This window comes from Actinacidiphila rubida (assembly GCF_900110255.1).
Lineage (GTDB): Bacteria > Actinomycetota > Actinomycetes > Streptomycetales > Streptomycetaceae > Actinacidiphila > Actinacidiphila rubida.
The window spans coordinates 92738-109586 of the sequence record NZ_FODD01000009.1; the positions used below are offsets into that span (position 1 = coordinate 92738).

The 16849-nt window shown below is 72.2% G+C and carries 15 protein-coding genes; 7 read left to right on the forward strand and 8 right to left on the reverse strand.

Annotation, left to right across the window (positions count from 1 at the left end; all coding sequences use genetic code 11):
- Positions 1-208: 208 nt before the first annotated feature.
- From BMW99_RS11345 to BMW99_RS11355, 3 genes are all read right to left on the reverse strand, one after another.
- Positions 209-943, reverse strand: a complete 735-nt coding sequence (locus BMW99_RS11345; RefSeq protein ID WP_069465459.1) for a hypothetical protein — start codon at positions 941-943, stop codon at positions 209-211.
- 64 nt (positions 944-1007) lie between these two features.
- Positions 1008-2279 (reverse strand): RNA polymerase sigma factor, encoded by a 1272-nt coding sequence (locus BMW99_RS11350; RefSeq protein ID WP_069465458.1) that lies wholly within the window; start codon positions 2277-2279, stop codon positions 1008-1010.
- 2 nt (positions 2280-2281) lie between these two features.
- Positions 2282-2617: a YciI family protein gene (locus tag BMW99_RS11355; RefSeq protein WP_069465457.1), complete on the reverse strand. Its 336-nt coding sequence runs from the start codon at positions 2615-2617 to the stop codon at positions 2282-2284.
- Positions 2618-2965: 348 nt separating this feature from the next.
- On the opposite strand from BMW99_RS11355, the gene BMW99_RS11360 reads away from it, so the two are divergent.
- From BMW99_RS11360 to BMW99_RS11380, 5 genes are all read left to right on the forward strand, one after another.
- Positions 2966-3769 (forward strand): hypothetical protein, encoded by an 804-nt coding sequence (locus BMW99_RS11360; RefSeq protein WP_069465456.1) that lies wholly within the window; start codon positions 2966-2968, stop codon positions 3767-3769.
- 287 nt (positions 3770-4056) lie between these two features.
- Positions 4057-6639 carry an ATP-binding SpoIIE family protein phosphatase gene (locus BMW99_RS11365; RefSeq protein WP_075016729.1) on the forward strand — a complete coding sequence of 861 codons (2583 nt, stop codon included), beginning with the start codon at positions 4057-4059 and terminating at the stop codon, positions 6637-6639.
- Positions 6636-7736 (forward strand): sugar ABC transporter substrate-binding protein, encoded by a 1101-nt coding sequence (locus BMW99_RS11370; protein ID WP_069463767.1) that lies wholly within the window; start codon positions 6636-6638, stop codon positions 7734-7736. Before BMW99_RS11365 ends, BMW99_RS11370 begins: the two co-directional genes overlap by 4 nt.
- 72 nt (positions 7737-7808) lie before the next feature.
- Positions 7809-8603, forward strand: a complete 795-nt coding sequence (locus BMW99_RS11375; RefSeq protein WP_075016730.1) for an ATP-binding cassette domain-containing protein — start codon at positions 7809-7811, stop codon at positions 8601-8603.
- Complete coding sequence (locus BMW99_RS11380; protein ID WP_069463764.1) at positions 8600-9898, forward strand: sugar ABC transporter permease; 1299 nt, start codon at positions 8600-8602, stop codon at positions 9896-9898. Before BMW99_RS11375 ends, BMW99_RS11380 begins: the two co-directional genes overlap by 4 nt.
- A 38-nt stretch (positions 9899-9936) precedes the next feature.
- Here the strand turns inward: BMW99_RS11380 and BMW99_RS11385 are convergent, their stop codons facing one another.
- The 3 genes from BMW99_RS11385 to BMW99_RS11390 form a co-directional block, all read right to left on the reverse strand.
- A complete protein-coding gene (locus BMW99_RS11385) occupies positions 9937-12180 on the reverse strand; it encodes an ATP-binding protein (RefSeq protein WP_069463765.1) in 2244 nt (747 codons plus the stop codon).
- Between the two features lie 113 nt (positions 12181-12293).
- On the reverse strand, positions 12294-12419 hold the full coding sequence (locus BMW99_RS42645; protein ID WP_256090275.1) for a hypothetical protein: 126 nt from the start codon (positions 12417-12419) through the stop codon (positions 12294-12296).
- Positions 12420-12582: 163 nt separating this feature from the next.
- Positions 12583-13989, reverse strand: coding sequence for a GH1 family beta-glucosidase (locus tag BMW99_RS11390; RefSeq protein ID WP_075016731.1), 1407 nt, complete (start codon positions 13987-13989; stop codon positions 12583-12585).
- 221 nt (positions 13990-14210) lie between these two features.
- Here BMW99_RS11390 and BMW99_RS11395 point away from each other — a divergent pair, with 221 nt between their 5' ends.
- The gene (locus BMW99_RS11395) at positions 14211-14741 is read left to right on the forward strand and encodes a hypothetical protein (protein WP_069463047.1); all 531 of its coding nucleotides are present in this window, start codon (positions 14211-14213) and stop codon (positions 14739-14741) included.
- Between the two features lie 133 nt (positions 14742-14874).
- On the opposite strand, the gene BMW99_RS11400 is transcribed toward BMW99_RS11395, so the two are convergent.
- A complete protein-coding gene (locus tag BMW99_RS11400) occupies positions 14875-15627 on the reverse strand; it encodes an NADPH-dependent F420 reductase (RefSeq protein WP_079138332.1) in 753 nt (250 codons plus the stop codon).
- Positions 15624-16205: a TetR/AcrR family transcriptional regulator gene (locus BMW99_RS11405; protein ID WP_069463049.1), complete on the reverse strand. Its 582-nt coding sequence runs from the start codon at positions 16203-16205 to the stop codon at positions 15624-15626. Before BMW99_RS11405 ends, BMW99_RS11400 begins: the two co-directional genes overlap by 4 nt.
- An 88-nt stretch (positions 16206-16293) precedes the next feature.
- Between BMW99_RS11405 and BMW99_RS11410 the strand changes: the two genes are divergently transcribed.
- The gene (locus tag BMW99_RS11410; RefSeq protein WP_069463050.1) at positions 16294-16770 is read left to right on the forward strand and encodes a VOC family protein; all 477 of its coding nucleotides are present in this window, start codon (positions 16294-16296) and stop codon (positions 16768-16770) included.
- Positions 16771-16849 lie beyond the last annotated feature (79 nt).

Consider the following 16849-nt stretch of genomic DNA (forward strand, 5'->3'; position numbering starts at 1 on the left):
AGCGGTACCCGAGGCGTACGAGGTAGGTGCCCTCAGCACTAGATGCCATAGGCAACTAACCCCAGGCTTACGCTAGTTCACCCTCCGTACCGACCGAAAGAGCGGTTTCGCGCCGTTCGGGCCGCCCCCCGTGACCGCCCTCCGTGACCGCCCCCCGTGACGCGTTGCCCTGCCCCACCCCCCGTCGCGGCCCGGAACGGAAGGGCCGTCAGCCGGCCGCCCGAGGTCGCCGGACGGTGATGTCGCCCATGTCGATGGCGACCAGCAGCGGCTCCGGGACGCGCTCGTAGTCGCCCTGCCAGGCGTAGCCGCGTCGCGTGGTGGGGATGACGATGCCGTCGACGTCGCGGTAGCCGGTGGCGTAGAGCAGCCCCGTCGCCCCGCCGAGGACGTCGACCGTGAAGTCGTGGCGGCGCAGCAGTCCGTCCGGGCCGAAGCAGGAGATCTGCCGGCGGGTGTGGCTCCTGATGTGGTCGGGGAACGTCACGAGGAGCCGCCGCCACGTTTCACCGTCGGCCTCCACGGGGGCGATCTCCTCGGTGGTGAAGCCCGGAAGGGTGTAGAGGAACGGCGTGTTCAGGTACGTCCACAGTGCTTCCCCGGCGAAGTAGGCGAGATGGATGTCGTCCCACGGGGTCTGGAGCTGATGGCCCCCGAACGACGTCTCCGGGTCGTCGCGCGTGTCGATGAGCGTGCCGTCACGGCGTTGCAGGACGACTCGGCGGGGCTCGAAGACCGCCTGCCTGTCCTGGCCGGGGAAGTCGATCGTCAGCCGCTCCCGGGTGGTGTCCACGTCGAGGCGCACGTCCTTGAGCGCGTCGTCCTGGCCCTTCAGCGACCACAGGGCCCCCGTGACGGAGGCGTCGACGGTGATCGACGTGACCTGGTTCCAGCGGTTCAGGCCGCCGTGCGCGGCGACGGCGGCGTCGAGTAGAGCGTTCATGTTCTCCTCCTGGCTGGTGCCTTCACCAGGACGACGAACGGCGGGCGCCGGAACCGGACACGCCCTAGGAGATTTCCAGGCTCGCGATCCGCCGCTCGAAGGACACGCGCTCGGCCGGGCTCCGGGACAGCGCGACGGCGCGCGCGTAGTTCTCCCGGGCGGCGGCGTGGCAGCCGGCCCGCCGTTCCAGGTCGGCGCGGGCCGCCCAGTAGAAGGGGTAACGGGACAGCTTCGGCTCCCCGGCCAGGGCGATGAGCTCGCGGCGGCCGGCGTCGACGCCGTCCCGCTCGGCCAGGGCCAGCCCGCGGTTCAGCGCCACGACCGGGCTCCAGGCCTGCTCGGCGAGGAGCTGGTAGAAGCCGGCGATCCGGTCCCAGTCGGTCGCGCGGACCGACGGCGCGATCGCGTGCTCGCAGGCGATGCCGGCCTCCAGGTGCCAGGGGGACAGGTGGTCCCCGGCGGCCGAGCGGGCCAGGTGCACCAGACCGCGCTCGATGCGGGCCGGGTCCCACCGGCCGCGGTCCTGGTCCTCCAGGGGCACGAACACACCGTCCTCGTCCAGGCGCGTCGGCAGCCGCGCGGCGCCGAAGCAGAACAAGGCGGCCAGGGCGTGCACCTCCGGCCGCGCCGTCGCTTCGGCGCCCAGCAGCAGCTCGGTCAGACGCAGCGCGTCCTCGCACAGGAACGGACGCACCGGGTCGTCCGGGTCGCTGCCGTGGTAGCCCTCGTTGAACAGCAGGTACAGCGCGTGCAAGACGGAGTCCCGCCGGGTGTCGATGTCGGGCAGGTCCGCCACGTCGGGCAACCGGCCCAGCTGACGCAGCCGGCCGCGGCCCCGGTGCAGCCGCCGGTCGATGGTCGGGGTGTCGACCAGGAACGCCCGGCCGATCTCCTTGGGCGACAGACCGCACAGCCACCGCAGGATCATGGTCACGTGCGTCTCGCGGTTCAGGCGGGGGTCGCACACCGCGAACATCATCGCCAGCTGGTGGGCGCTCTCCGCGGCAGGGGCCAGTGCCGCCTCGATCGAGGCGGTCAGCGCCGTCATCGTCGCCAGCTCGGGCAGGAACGAGCGGTGGCGCCGTTCGCGGCGGATGATGTCGACCGCCCGGTTGTGGGCCACGCGCACGAGCCACGCCTTCGGGTCCTCGGGCACCCCGAAACGCCAGGCGTGCATGGCGCTGACCAGCGCATCGTGGACGACGTCCTCGGCGAGCGGGATGTGGGACGGACCCAGGAACCTGGTCAGCGCGCTGACGAGGTGCGCGTACTCCTTCCGGAACAGGTCCTCGACCAGCTCCGCGGACGACGCCGCGGCCGGGGCTCCGTCCACCATCCTCAGGTCCGCGGATCCTGGACCGGCCGCACCTCGACCGATCCGCCGAACTCGTACGTCGGGCACGTCCGCGCCACATCGACGGCGTCTTCCAGGGAGTCGGCCTCGAAGAGCATGCTGCCGGTCACCAGGTCCTTCGACTCCGCGTAGGGGCCGTCGGTCACCACGCGGTCGCGGCCCCGGACCGCGGCGCCCGGGGCGCCGAGCGCGGTCCCGGTGGTGCGCCGGCCCTGCCGGGCCAGCGCGTCGGACCAGCGGTGCCACTTCTCGACGTGGGCCTGAAGATCCGACGGTGACAGATCGTGCTGCGAGACGGCGCCCCCGCGAAAGATCAGCATGAACGTGCTCCGCGGGGCGCGCTCCCCGTCCGGGGATTCCGGCATCCTGGCTCCCAACCGTGTGCCCGCCGACCTCGCCGGACCCCGCGCCGTGGCATCAGGGCCTGCTCGGAGCAGCCCGCCCAGGCTACCTCCGGACGACGACCGTCCGGCCGGAACGACGCAGGTTCACCGCGCGCCGACCGGACCGGACCCGGACCACCCCGCGGCGACGGCGGCACGGTGCCGGAGCCTTCCGGCAGGCGCCGTGCCGCTCTCCATGGTCATGATGGAAGCGTTCTGATCCCGCGCCAGGGCCTTCCCCGAAGCGCCCTGGCCGCCCCTGATCGCGACCACGAGGAGCATGCGATGCCGGATCAGCTGACCGCCGCACTGTCCGGACAGGCGCCGACGGCGCTCGCCGAGGACGTCTCGCTCGCGACTCCGCTGGCCGCACCGCGCATCACCGGTCGCGACGCGGTGTCGGCCGCTCTCGGTACCTATCATCGGGCGCTCGCCGGGCCGGAGGCCACGGCCCGGCTGAAGGGGGACGAGGTGGAGGGGGTCGTCCACAGCGCCGGCCCCGACGGGCGATCGGCGGAGATCGTCGCGCTGGCCCGGTACAACGCCGCGGGTCTGATCGCCACGATCGACGTCTACGGCCGGCCGTGGCCGTTCATGGCCGCGCTGCGCGAGGACATCGCGAAGCTGGACCCCGCTCTCGCGGACCCGGACCTCGGGGCCGGACCGTACGTGCCCGAGGGGCCGGTACCGGTATGGGTCGACCATCCGGCCGTCCCGCCGCTGGCGCAGGACGTCATCCTGTACTCCCCGATCCTGAGCGAGGAGCCGACGGGGAAGGCCGTCGTCGGGCCCGTCCTCGAAGCGGCGGCGCGGAGTTTCACCGACCTCAAGGTTCGTGCCGTTCTCGGCATCGAGGGCCGAGCGGGGTTCGCGGTGGTGATCGACGAGTACGTGGACCGCCATGTGCAGCAACTCGTCGAGGTGTTCACGCTCGACGACGAGGGCGAAGTCGCGGAGCTCCGCATCTTCACCCGCCCGTGGCTGGTGACCGCCCACTTCAGAAAGAGGATGTACGCCCTGCTGAAGGACACCCTCGGCCCCGAGTACTGGGAGGGACCCGACCCGCGAGGCCCCCTGCCCACGCGGTGACACGAGGCCCCCGGCCCGGGAGGCACGCCGGCCGGACCCGCCGGCTCACCGGCGCCGGCCGGCTGCGACCCGCTCGCCTCAGCGACATGATCACCTCCGTGGCCCTCAGCGCGGAGTGGGAGACATTTGCGGACAATAGGGTATCTAATGTGTTTGTCGGTGTCGGAACTGTCAGCCGATCCAGTGCTACGAGAGCCAGTGGCCCCGGCGCTCAGGAGGACCGCGGGACCTGGCGCACCATCGTCCGACGGCTGCAGGGGACACCGGGAAGTACGGCGGAGGAGGGCATGGTCTTCAGAGGGGCGGCCGCAGCCGCCGTCTATGTGCCGGACGGCCAGTCCGGGCAGCTGCGCCTGAGCGAGGCGGTGGAGGAGGAGCCGGGGGACGGCGCCGGTTTTCCGGCCAGCTACCCGACGTCCGGCCGCTCGGCAGTGGCCGAGGCCTTTCGCACCGGTCGGCTCGTGTGGCCCGCCACCGCCCAGGCCGGCGGTCCTGCGGTCCTGGACTCGAGGACCGCCGGGGCGTCCGGCTCCGCGGACACCCCGGGGGCCGTGGGCGAGTGGCTGGGAGCCGTGCCGCTGGCCGCCGGTGACACGCTCCTGGGATGCCTGGTCGTCAGAGCGGCAGGCCGGGACTCAGCCGACGGAGCCGACGGAGCACAGGGAGCACGGGGAGCAGACGCGGCCGGCGGAGCCGACGGGGCCGACATCGAGCGGCGCACCTTTCTCGAGCTGTACGCCGACCAGGTCGCCGCGAGGATGGAGACCGAGCGTGCGTTCGGCGACACCGAAACCTTCGCCGCCGCCGCCGCCGCCGTTCCCGGCACCGGCACCGGCACCGACACGGAAACCGCCGCCGTCCCCGAGCCGGGCGCGCGGCCGGACGGCCCCTTGCTGGACCTCGGGCGCATGGGCTCGTTCACCCTGTCGCCGGTCACGGGGCGGATCGAGGCGGACCGGCAGGCGCTGGACCTCCTGGGCCTGCGGGAGGAGCGCTTCGACGGGCGCGTGGAGACCGTGCTGGCCCAGACCGTCCTGGAGGATCTTCCCGCCCTGATGTCGGTTCTCGAGCCGAGCGCGAGCCGGCACGGGAGCCAGGACCTGGACTTCCGGGTGCGCCGGCCCGGCGGCGGGCTCCGCCTGCTGCGTCTGCGGTGCCGGGTGCTGACCGACGACGCGGGAAGGACCTGCCGGCTGCTGGGGGTGATCGCGGAGGCGTCGCATCTGCGGCCGGCCGGGGCCGAGGCGTCCGGGGTCCCCAAGCTCTCCGTCGCCCTCGCGGCGTCGGCGACGGTCCGCGACGTCAGCCATGCCGTGGTGACCGCACTGCGGGACCCTCTGGGAGCCGACACCCTGGTCCTCGCCGAGTTGCACGCCGGGCGGCTGGTGGTCACCGAAATGGAGCCCCAAGGGCCCGCGGTGTGGGGGACCTGGCGCTCGCAGTGGCACTCGGAGTGGCCCGACACGTCGCCGGGCGACCTGCCCACCCTGCACGGCGTGCTGACCCAGGGCCGCACCCGCCTGTGGGCGTCCAGCACCGGCCTGGAGCCCGGACTTGCCGAGGCCGGGCGGGGAGGGCTGGCGGTCCTGCCGCTCCCCGCCGACGGGCGGATGGCCGGAGTCTGCCTGCTGGGCTGGGACGAGCCGCACGAGTTCAGCGGCGGGGAACGCGCGCTCCTGACCTCCGCCGCGGGACTGGTCGGGCACGCGCTGGCCCGTGCCCGTTCCCACGACGCCGAGAACGAGTTCACCTCGATACTGCAGCGGAGCCTGCTGCCCCGCACCCTTCCGGTCCTGCCCGGCGGCACGGCGGTCGCCCGGTACCTGCCGGCGACGACGGGGCTCGCCGTGGGCGGCGACTGGTACGACGTGATCCCGGTGTCCGACAGGTCCGTCGCCCTGGTCATCGGCGACGTGCAGGGCCACAGTGCGGAGGCCGCCACGATCATGGGCCAGATCCGTACCGGGATCCGTGCCTACGCCGTGGAGGGACACCCGCCGGACGTGGTGATGTCCCACGCGAACCGCCTGCTCATCGGTCTCGACACCGAGGCCTTCGCCACCTGCTGCTACGTCGCCCTCGACGTCGAGGACGGCGACGCCTGGGTGGTCCGGGCCGGCCACCCGCAGCCGGTGCTGCGGGCGCCGGACGGCGGCACGCGCGAGGTCGAGGCCGAGGGCGGGCCGCCCCTCGGCGTCATCGCGGACGCCGACTTCCCGATGACCAATCTCGGTATGACCCCGGGGAGCGTCCTGGCCCTGTTCACCGACGGTCTGGTCGAATCCTCGAAGCTCCACCTGGAGGAAGGCGTGCAGCGGGTGCGCCGGGTGCTGGCGGCCGCCGATCCGGCCGCGGCCGACCGGACCGCCGACGAACTGCTCGGCACCACCGAGCGGCGCGAGGACGACGTGGCCCTTCTGCTGCTGCGCTACGACGGGCTGCCCGTCCGGCCGCGGCGGGCGAGCTGGTCGGTGTGGCGGCTGCCGGACGCCGTGATGCACGCCCGCCGTTTCACCGCGCGCACCCTGCGGTCCTGGCACGAGACGCGGGAGACGGACGCGATCCTCCTGGTCGTCTCCGAACTGGTCACCAACGCCATGACGCACACCAGCGGCGAGGTCCACCTGAACCTCATGCTCGCCGGGGAACGGATGCGGGTCGCGGTCAGCGACTCCTCGCCCCGTGCCCCCGTCAAGCCCACGGGGATCGACTGGGAGGCCACCGGGGGCCGCGGCATCCTCCTGGTGGAGGCCGTCTGCGCCGCCTGGGGCTCGGTGCCGGTCAGCGGCGGCAAACAGGTGTGGGGCGAGATCGAACTCCCGCCCCAGCGCGACGGCACCGGGACGGGCAGGGAAGCGTCGTGGCGATGACGAGGAGCGGACGGAGCCGCGGACTGGTCGCCGCCCTGGTGGCGAGCCTGGTCGTCGTGTTCGCCCCGCACGGCACGGCCGCGGTGGCCCACCGCGGGACCCCTGCCGGCGGAGGCCTCACCATCGGCGTGCTGCTGCCCGACACGCACACGCCGCGCTGGACGAGGTCCGACAAGCCGCTGATCGAACAGCGCATCAGGCAACTGTGCCGCACCTGCACGGTGCGGTACGCCAACGCCTCGGGCGACGTCGCCATTCAGCAGTCGCAGGTGAACTCCATGATCGCCAACGGTGTGCGGGCGCTCATCCTGGCCCCGGTCGAGAGCAGGGCCCTGGCCCCCTCGGTCAGGCAGGCCCGGCAGAGCGGCGTACCGGTGGTCTCCTACGACCGCCTCGCCGACGGTCCGCTGTCGGCCTACTCCGGCTACGACTCCGTGGCGATCGGGCGGCTGCAGGCCCAGGGACTGCTGGCGTCTCTCGGACACGGCGCGCGCCAGCCCCGGATCGTCATGATGAACGGCGAACCCACCGACCCGAACGCCAAAGCCCTGCGGAAGGGCGCGCTGTCGGTGTTCCAGGGCAAAGCGCGGATCGTCGCCTCGTACAACACCACCGGGTGGATCCCGCAGAACGCGTTCACCAACACGCTCGCCGCGGTCGCCAAGCTGGGCCCGCACGGGTTCGACGGCGTCTACTCGGCCAACGACGGCCTCGCGACCGGCATCGTCACCGCGCTGAAGGCCGAGGACGTCAGGCCGCAGCCCCCCGTCACCGGCCAGGACGCCGACCTGGCCGCGGTGCGGCGCGTCGTCGGCGGTGAGCAGGCCGTCACGGTCCACAAGTCCTTCTCGGCCGAGGCCGACGCGGCCGCCGGGATGGCCGTGGCCCTGGCCCGCGGCACGTCGATCGACGCCATCGCCAAGCAGCGGATCAGCAACGGCACCGACAAGGACATACCGGCCTATCTGGGCACTCCGGTCGCGGTGAACCGGAGCAACGTCAAGCAGACCATCGTGGACGCGGGTGTCTACACGGTCCAGCAGATATGCACACCGACGTACCTGTCCGCCTGCCGGGACGCCGGACTCACCGGCTGAACCGCGCGGGTGCGCCGCGTGCCGACGGGGGCACGGCCAGGCGACGTAAGGCGAGTCGGTGACCGGCGGGAGGTGATTCACGTGTCAGGCGCACCCGTGCTGGCCCTGCACGGAATCTGCAAGCGTTTCGGGGCCGTCCAGGCGCTCACCGACATCGAGCTGGAGATCCACGCCGGCCAGGTCGTCGCGCTCGTCGGCGACAACGGCGCGGGCAAGTCCACGCTGCTCAAAGCGATCACCGGAGTGGGGCCCGCCGACGCGGGCGTCATCGAGTGGCGAGGGCGGCCGGTACGGATCCAGCGCCCCCGCGACGCCCAGGAGCTGGGCATCGCCGGCGTGTACCAGGACCTCGCGCTGTGCGAGAACCTCGACGTGGTGGGCAACCTCTTCCTCGGCCACGAGATCACCCGGGCGGGCGTCCTGGACGAGATCGCGATGGAACGCCGGGCCCTCGAACTGGAACCGCTGGCGATCCTGGCCAAGCACCCGCCCAGCGTGCGGGTCCCCGTCGCCACGCTCTCCGCGGGACAGCGCCAGTCGGTGGCCATCGGCCGCGCCATCCTCAGCCGTCCTGAACTGCTCGTCCTCGACGAGCCCACCGCCGCCCTGGGGATCGAGCAGACCGCGCAGTTCCTCGACCTGATCGACCGTCTCCGGGACCGCGGCACCGCGATCATGCTGATCAGCCACAACCTCGGTGACGTCAAGGCCGTCGCCGACCAGGCCGCGGTGCTGCGGCACGGCCGCAACAACGGCTTCTTCGACGTGCCCTCCACGACGCACGAGCAGATCGTCTCCTCCATCACCGGCGCCACCGACAACGCCGTGACGCAGCGCACGACCAAGCCTTGGGAGGACATGCTGTGAAAGGCGCGGACGCCCCCGGGGACGCCGGGGGCGCCAAGGCGGCCGGTCGCCCGGCCGAGGCCACCCGGGCCGCCGTCCGACGGGGCGGCGGCCCGGGCGATCCCGGCCGGCCGGGGCTGCGCCGCGGCCTCCGCTCGCTGCGCGACCGGCTGCGCAGCGGCAGACTCGGCGCGCTCCCCGTCGTCGTCTCCCTGCTCGTGACGTGGATCGTCTTCCAGAGCCTGAACCACAACTTCCTGTCCCCGCGCAACCTCTCGGACATCTGCGTGGACATCGTCGGCCCCGGCCTGGTCGCCGTCGGCATCGTGTTCGTCCTGCTCCTGGGCGAGGTGGACCTGTCGGTCGGTTCCGTCAGCGGACTCACGGCGGCGATCTTCGCGGTGATGTACGTCAACCACGGCGTGCCCGAATGGCTCGCCATCGTCTCGGCCCTGCTCACCGGGGCCGCCATCGGCAGCCTTCAGGGGTTCCTCTTCGCGCGCGTCGGCGTCCCGGCGTTCGTCGTCACCCTGGCGGGGCTGCTGGCGTGGAACGGCCTGATGCTCTACGTGCTGGGAGCCAGCGGGACCATCGACCTCGGCAACCACGGTCTGGTCGCCGAGCTCAGCGGCCGCTACCTCCACAGCGCGGTGCTCGCCTACGGCCTGGCGGCGCTGGGCACGGGCATCTACTTCGTCATGACCTACCGGGACAACCGCGCGCGCACTCGTGCCGGCATGGCCGCCCTGCCGATGTGGGAGATCGCCGAGCGCACCGCCGGCATCGCGGTCCCCTCGTTCGCGGCCGCATGGGTCCTGGAGGACTTCAGGGGCGTGCCCCTCGCCCTCCTGGTCTTCCTCGCGTTCGTCGTCGGCCTGGACTTCGTCCTGCGGCGCACCACCTACGGCAGGCGGATCCTCGCCATCGGCGGAGACGCCGAAGCCGCCCGCCGCTCGGGTATCAACGTGGTCTGGACCCGTGTCTCCGCCTTCGCGATGTCCGGGACCCTGGCCGCGATCGGCGGCCTGTTCCTGACGTCGCGCGTCGCCTCGGTGGGACAGACGTCGGGCTCCACCACCCTGCTGATCAACGCGATCGCCGCCGCCATCATCGGCGGCGTCAGCCTCTTCGGCGGGCGCGGCACCACCTGGTCGGCGCTACTGGGCATCCTCGTCATCCAGTCGATCGCGTCCGGCATGGTCCTGATCGGCCTGCAGACCGCCGTGCAGTACATGGTCACCGGCGGGGTCCTGCTCGGCGCCGTCATCCTCGACTCGCTCTCACGCCGCTCCCAGAAGGTCCACGGCCGCGCCTGACCCGTGCCGGCGAACTCGCCCTGCGGCCACGCCCGATGTCACGGGGCGTCATCGCGCGGCAGCGCCTCCGCCTTGGCGCGCATCTCGGCGGCGCGCGCGACACGGAGGGTGTCGAACAGGTCGGCGGCCCGTGTCCAGCTCGCCCTGGCGTGTCCGGTCTCCCCGAGTTCCAGGTGGGCGGACGCCAGGTTGTCCAGCACCTCGGCCCGCATGTAGTCGTCCTGGAGCTCCTCGAAGATGCCCAGCGCCTTCCGGTAGCCGACGACAGCACCGTCCAGCTCGCCCATGCGCTGCCGCACGTAGCCGATGGTGTCCCAGACCGCCGCCTCGTTGCGCTGGTCCCCGACCTCGCGGAGGACGGACAGCGTCTCCTCGGACCGGGCCATGGCCTCGTCGTAGTGGCCGAGCAGGGCAAGGCACCAGCTCTGGTGCGTGAGAACACGCCCGATCTCCTCGCGGTTCCCGAGCGCTTCGGCGAGGGCCAGGGCCCGGCGCGTGTGCAGAAGGGACTCGCCGTGGCGGCCCTGGCGAGTCCGGAACCAGGCCAGGTTCCGCTCAGCACGCGCCTGTTGCTCCGGAACCAGCCGGTGCAGGTGCCGCGTCATCAGATCGAGCGGCTCGTCGGCCTCGTCAGGACGTCCCGTCTCGACCAGCGCGCGGGCCAGGTTGTGGCAACTCCTGACGATGGCGACGGGGTCGTCGAGCACGAGAGAGGAGTCGAGCGCCATGCGCGTGACGGTGATCTCCTCCGACCATCGGCCCGCGACCATGGTGTAGCTCACCCATTCGAGCGTGACGTCGATGCGGTGGCGAATCAGCTCCGGGCTGTCCATCGAGCGCAGGGCCGCCACAGCCGTCGCTTCCTCCTGGCGGTACCAGGCGAGCCCCTCCTCGCGGCTGTCCATCGCCACGTGCACCACTCCCGGCAACGGATCGCGGGGAAGCTGGTACGGGTCCTGCGCGATGAACCGGTTGACGGTGCAGGCGTTGTGCCGGAGGTAGTCCAGCAGGCGGGCCTCGGCGGCGAGGCGGTCGTCGGCCTCCTGGCCGACGAGTTCGGTGCCGTACGCGCGGACCAGATCGTGCAGCACGTAGCGGCCGTGCGCGTCCCGGGACAGGAGACTGGCCGAGGTGAGTTCACGCAAGTGCCGTCGGGCCTGCGGCAGGCCGACGTCCGCGAGGGACGCCGCGGCCTCGGCGGACACGGCCGGCCCCGGGTGGAGGGCCAGGTGCCGGAAGAACCGCGCGGTCCCCGGCGTGAGCGCCCGGTACGAGCGTGAGAAGACCGCGCGGACGTCGACCCGCTGGTCCTGGGACGCGAGCGCGTCCAGCCGAGGCTGGGCCTGCCGCAGTTCACGGACGGCGGCGCGCAGCGGCATCCGGGCTTCCGCGGCGAGCTGGACGCCGACGACGGCGATCGCCAGCGGCAGGTATCCGCACAGCGCGACCAGGTCGGCGGCGCTCTCGGGCTCGCTGCCGCAGCGCTCGTCACCGATCCTCGCGGCCAGCGCGGCGAGAGCCTCGGCCTCGGTCCGCACGTCCAGGCTGACGAGTGAGGCGCCTTCGGTCGCGGCCAGGCCGGAGAGCTGGTTGCGCGAGGTGACGATGGTCAGGCACCCCTTGGAAGCCGGCAGCAGGGGCCTCACCTGCTCCGCGGTCTGCGCGTTGTCCAGGACGACGATCAGCCGGGAGGAGGCGGTCCGCTCGCGGAACAGAGCGCTGCGGTCGTCGGTGCCGGCCGGGATGTCGCTGCTGGGAACCCCCAGGGCCCGCAGGAACCCTCCGAGGGCCTCACCCGGATCGAGCGGCTGGCCCGGATGCTCGAATCCCCGCAGGTTCACATACAGCTGGCCGTGGGGGAACCGGTCGGCGACCCGGTGCGCCCAGTGGACGGCGAGTGCCGTCTTGCCGACACCGGCCATGCCGCCGATGGCGGAGATCACGACGTGGCCACCGTTCGCGGCGCCCTGGTCGGTGTACGCGTGGACGGACTTCAGCACGTCCTCGCGGCCGCGGAAAGCCGCCAGGTCGGGCGGCAGCTGCTGCGGGACCTGCGAGGTGCGCCGAGCCGACGCCTGCACGAGCCGCCGCCGCTCGTCCTCGTCGAGTTCCAGCGCGTCCATCAGGTCGCCGAGAGTCGCCTGGCGCGGCAGGCTCTTTCCCCGTTCCATGTCGCTGATGGCGCGCACGCTCACACCGGATGCCTCGGCGAGGCTTTCCAGTGTGTGCAGGGTGCGCTGCCGCGCCGCCCGCAGCAACTGCCCGAACGCGCTCCCGTCCATTCCCTACCTCTGCTGCTCCGACAGCTTGTGCGGCCAGATGTTTCCATACGTGCCATTCCAGAATCCAGGATCGGAGCGACGTCCGAGTGCCGGTCCTGCGTCGTCCGGGCTCGTCAGAGGGCGTCGGCGGGGGCCTTGGGATGCACGGGTCGGCCCAGTTCAGCGAACGTCGTGGTGGTGGTCGGGGCGCCGTCCGCCTTCTGCACGGCCTCGACCACGACGGCGGGTCCGGTCGTCACGACGTCGAGCGTGAGGGAGCCGGCCGAACCGGTCTGTGTCAGTTCGACGGCCGGCCGGCCGGCGACGGTCGGCGGCCGTCCTTCCTTCTCGGCGGCTGGGCCGGCTACCGATCCGCCCGCGGGCCTGCACGTGCCAAGCCCGCGGGCCCGTTCACGGCACGGCTCAGATGGGGTGGCGGTCGGTGTGAGCGGCCCGTTCCGCCGCGATGAAGTCCCGGTACCAGCGGTAGCTGTCCTTGGGAGTGCGCTGGAGCGTGTCGTAGTCGACGCGGACGATGCCGAAGCGGCGGTCGTAGCCGAAGGCCCACTCGAAGTTGTCGAGCAGGGACCAGACGTAGTAGGCGCGGACGTCGACGCCTTCGGCGACCGCTTGGGCGAGGGCGTCGAGGTGGTCGCGGAGGTAGTCGACGCGGTCGGCGTCGTGGACGGTGCCGTCGGCTTCCGCGACGTCGGCTTCGGCGGAGCCGTTCTCGGTGATCACGAGGGGCGGCAGGCCGGGGTAGCGGCGGGTGAGGTCGACGAGCAGGTCGCGGAAGGAGGAGGGGACCACGGGCCAGCCCATGGTGGTGCGGCGGGCGGAGTCGTCGCCCCATGCCTCCTGGGCCCGGATGTCGACGGCGGTCCGCCGTGCCGGATCGGCGTCGCGCCAGGGGGCGTCGGCCACGGTGATGGGCCGGTAGTAGTTGACGCCGCAGAAGTCCAGCGGGCGGGAGGCGAGTTGCAGGTCGCCGTCACGGCGGAAGGAGAAGTCGCTGATGTCGCCCCAGACCTCCTTCTCGCCTTCGGGATAGCGGCCGAGGAAGAGGGGGTCGAACCAGCAGCGGTTGTGGAGGATCTCGGCGCGCGCCACCGCTTCGGCGTCCGCCGGGGAGTCGGTGGCGGGCAGGAGCCGGTCGGGGTTGAGGGCGATGCCGACCTCGCGGGCGCCGGCGGCGCGGAGGGCGTCGACGGCCAGGCCGTGTCCGACGAGCAGGTGGTGCACGACGGCGAGAGCGCCGTGTCCTTCGCGGGTACCGGGGGCGTGGCGGCCGATGGCGTGGCCGACGAACGCGGTGCAGAACGGCTCGTTGAGGGTCATCCAGCGTCCGGCGCGGTCGGCGAGGCGTTCGGCGACGACGGCCGCGTACTCGGCGAAGGCCTCGGCGGTGCCGCGGACTCGCCAGCCGCCGAGATCCTCCAGGGGCTGGGGCAGGTCCCAGTGGTAGAGCGTGGGGGCCGGTTCGATGCCGGCGGCGAGGAGTTCGTCGACGAGGCGGTCGTAGAAGTCGAGGCCGGCGGGGTTGATCCGGCCGGTGCCCTCGGGGACGATCCGCGGCCAGGCGATGGAGAAGCGGTAGGTGTCGGCGCCGAGTTCGCGCAGGAGGGCCACGTCCTCCCGGTAGCGGTGGTAGTGGTCGCAGGCGACGTCGCCGGTGGCGCCCTCCGCGGTGGCGCCGGGGGTGTGGGAGTAGGTGTCCCAGATGCTGACACCGCGGCCGTCCTCGCGGGCGGCGCCCTCGATCTGGTACGCGGCGGTGGCGGCGCCGAACCGGAAGCCGCGCGGGAAGCGCGGAGCGGGGGCGGACGTCATGGGGCGGCTCCTCGGGTGAACGGTCCTCGCGGCGGCCCAGGTTACGTCACCGCTGATCAGGGGCGGACGTCGAGTGCGCCGCGAGCCCCGCGCGCACGGCGCCGGCCCTCAGCAGGAATCGTCCGCGCCGTCCAGCCCGACACCGCTGTTCCCCGCCCCTCCCGTTGATCCCCGTTGAGTAGCATCGCGCGAGCGTTCACCGTCCCGTCAGAGGGGTTTCCGTGTCGTCGAAGGCAGAACTGCTGCGGCTCCTCCAGCCGCCGGCGGAGAAGTGGCCTCTCCCGAGCCGGGAGGAGATCGAGCAGGGCTACGGCAGCGCACTTCCCGCCGACTACCTGTGGCTGGCCGGGACCTACGGTCTGGGCGAGATCTCGCGGTACCTCAGCATCTTCCCCCCGCTCGCCGCCTCCGAGATCGGAACGCGCACGGGTGTCTTTCCGACCTCTGCCGAGTCGTCCGAGTTCGACGACGGGAACGAGGGCCTCGATCCCGCTTACCTGAAGCCCGGCGGCCTGCTCATGTGGGGCTTCAACCACAACGACGACTTCGCCTTCTGGAGCCCGGTCGGCGATCCGGCCACCTGGCCGATCGTCATCCGCCGGCACCTGCCGCAGTCGGGCCCGAACTGGATCCGGTACGACCTCGGAATCGTCGAATTCCTCGTGCGCACCTTTCACGGGCAGCTGGCCGGCAACCCTTTCAGCGGCGACGACCTCTGGCACAACACGTCGCCGACCTTCGAGCGGGGCTGAGGCCCGACAACGAGCCTCCCCGGCAACGGGCCCCCGCTCGGCTCTTGCGGATGTGCCAGGCCGGCGACGGCCGCTGCGCATCAGCCGGCGCTGCGCGTGGGTGCGGCGTGGGTGCATGAGCGGGTCGTGACCGCTACTGCCGCTTCGCGGTGCTGCGTATGCGCTCCCGCCAGGCTGCGGTGTCGCCCCGCATGGCCTCGTCGATGGCCTTGCGCGCCTGACCCAGCGGAAGATCCGCTGTGTAGACCGGGGTTCCGGGTTCCTGCCGCCAGGAGTTGTCGAGGTCGCCCGCGTCGAATCCGTCGAAGCCGATCTCGTCGAGCAGCGCGATGACGGTCCGCTTGGCGGCCGCGTCCGAGCCGGACACCGGAGCGGCTATCCGCCGGGAGTCCCCCCGAGGTCGGCCGCCGGAGGCGAGGCTGGCGGCGCCTACGGTGTTCAAGGCTTTGATGATCGGCCGGTTGAGCTGCCGCGCGACCCACAGTCCCTCCGGGAGCCCGTCGTCGATCGCGGCGATGGGCTGGTCCCGAAGCTCGGGCACGTAGTTGCTGGTGTCGATGACGACGGCCCCGGCCGGCAGGTGCTTTTCGACCGTGCGGCCGAGTCCCGGCAGTGCGCCCGACGGCACGCTGACGATCAGTACCTGGGCGCGGCCGACGGCCTCGGCCGTCTCGGCCGCGGTGGCGCCGGTCCGGTTCGCGAGTTCCGCGAGGGACGCGGGCCCCCGAGAGTTGGCGATCGTCACCGTGTGGCCGCGTCCGGCCAGTTGCTCTGCCAGCGTGCCACCGATGCTGCCACTTCCGATGATGGAGATGTCCATGGCTCTCCTCTTCCTGATCGCTCCGGGTTCCGCAGCTCGCCCCGGATGTGGTTGCGGTTCCGTCATGCGGTCGGTACGGCCGTCTTCGCGGTTGACCGGAGGCCGTCGAGGACCACGGTGAGATGGGTGGTTCTCGCCCGGCCCGTGTCCGGATCGCGCGGCAACGCAGAGACGATCGCGAGCACGTCGGCGGAGGAGACGTCGCGGCGCACTCCCGCAAGCTCCTGGGCTCGCCGGAACAGTACGTCGAACGCGGTCTTCATCGGCGTGCAGAGCTCTCCGATGGGTGAACTGTCCTCCAGCACCGCCGCGCTGATGCGGGCGTTCATCCCGCGGTACTGGGCGCCGACCTCCTCGTACGCGCTGAGCCACTCCAGCAGTGCCTGCCAAGGATCCGGTGCGGCCATCCGGGTTTCGGCGGCCTCGACGAGGGTGTCCACCTGCGAGCGGAGGATGGCGACGAACAGGTGCTCGCGCGTGGGGAAGCGGCGGTACATCGTCGCCCGGCCCACCCCTGCCCGCCTGGGGATCTCGTCAAGGGGAGCATCCGCCCCCAGCTCCTTGAAGACATCCGTCGCGGCGGCGAGGAGGGCGCTGACATTACGTGCCGCGTCGGCGCGGATCGCCCGGCTGGAGGTGGTCATGCTGCGACCGTAACAGCTAAGCGGACACAGTGACCACTTATGGCGTAGCGTTGAGGGCGCACTGTCCGCCGAGGAAGGGGAGCGAGAAATGGATCAGAGGATCTGGCACATCGGAGTGGCCGTCGACGACCTGGAGAAGGGGAAGAAGGAGTTCGCCGAGGTGTTCGGGGTGTCCTGGCGCCCCACTCGGGTCCGCGTGCTGACGCTGACCGACGCGCAGGGCACCGACCACGAGGTCGAGTGCCACGTGACCTTCTCCGAGGGTGGCCCGTTCGCCGTCGAACTGTGGGAGGCGATCCCCGGCACGCCGCTGGCGGCCGCACCGGGGGGAGGCGTGCACCACATCGGCTACTGGGTCGACGACATCGCCCGGGAGAACGAGCGACTGACGACCTTGGGTTTCGGCCCTCATGCGACCGTCGGCCGGCGACCGCTGCTCAATGCCGGGCCGTCGGGAACGGTCGTGGAACTGTGCGACCTGCACAGCGACCGCCCCCAGTTGCGCGACCTGTTCCCGGCCGGCTCGCAGTACGCCGGGCCACCCGTGCTCGACTCCGCCCTGTGAACCGGCACGGGCGCCCCTGGTGCATCCCCGCACCCCAGGCGCGCTTCCCTGCCTCCCGTCGCCCTGACGGGGACTTGCG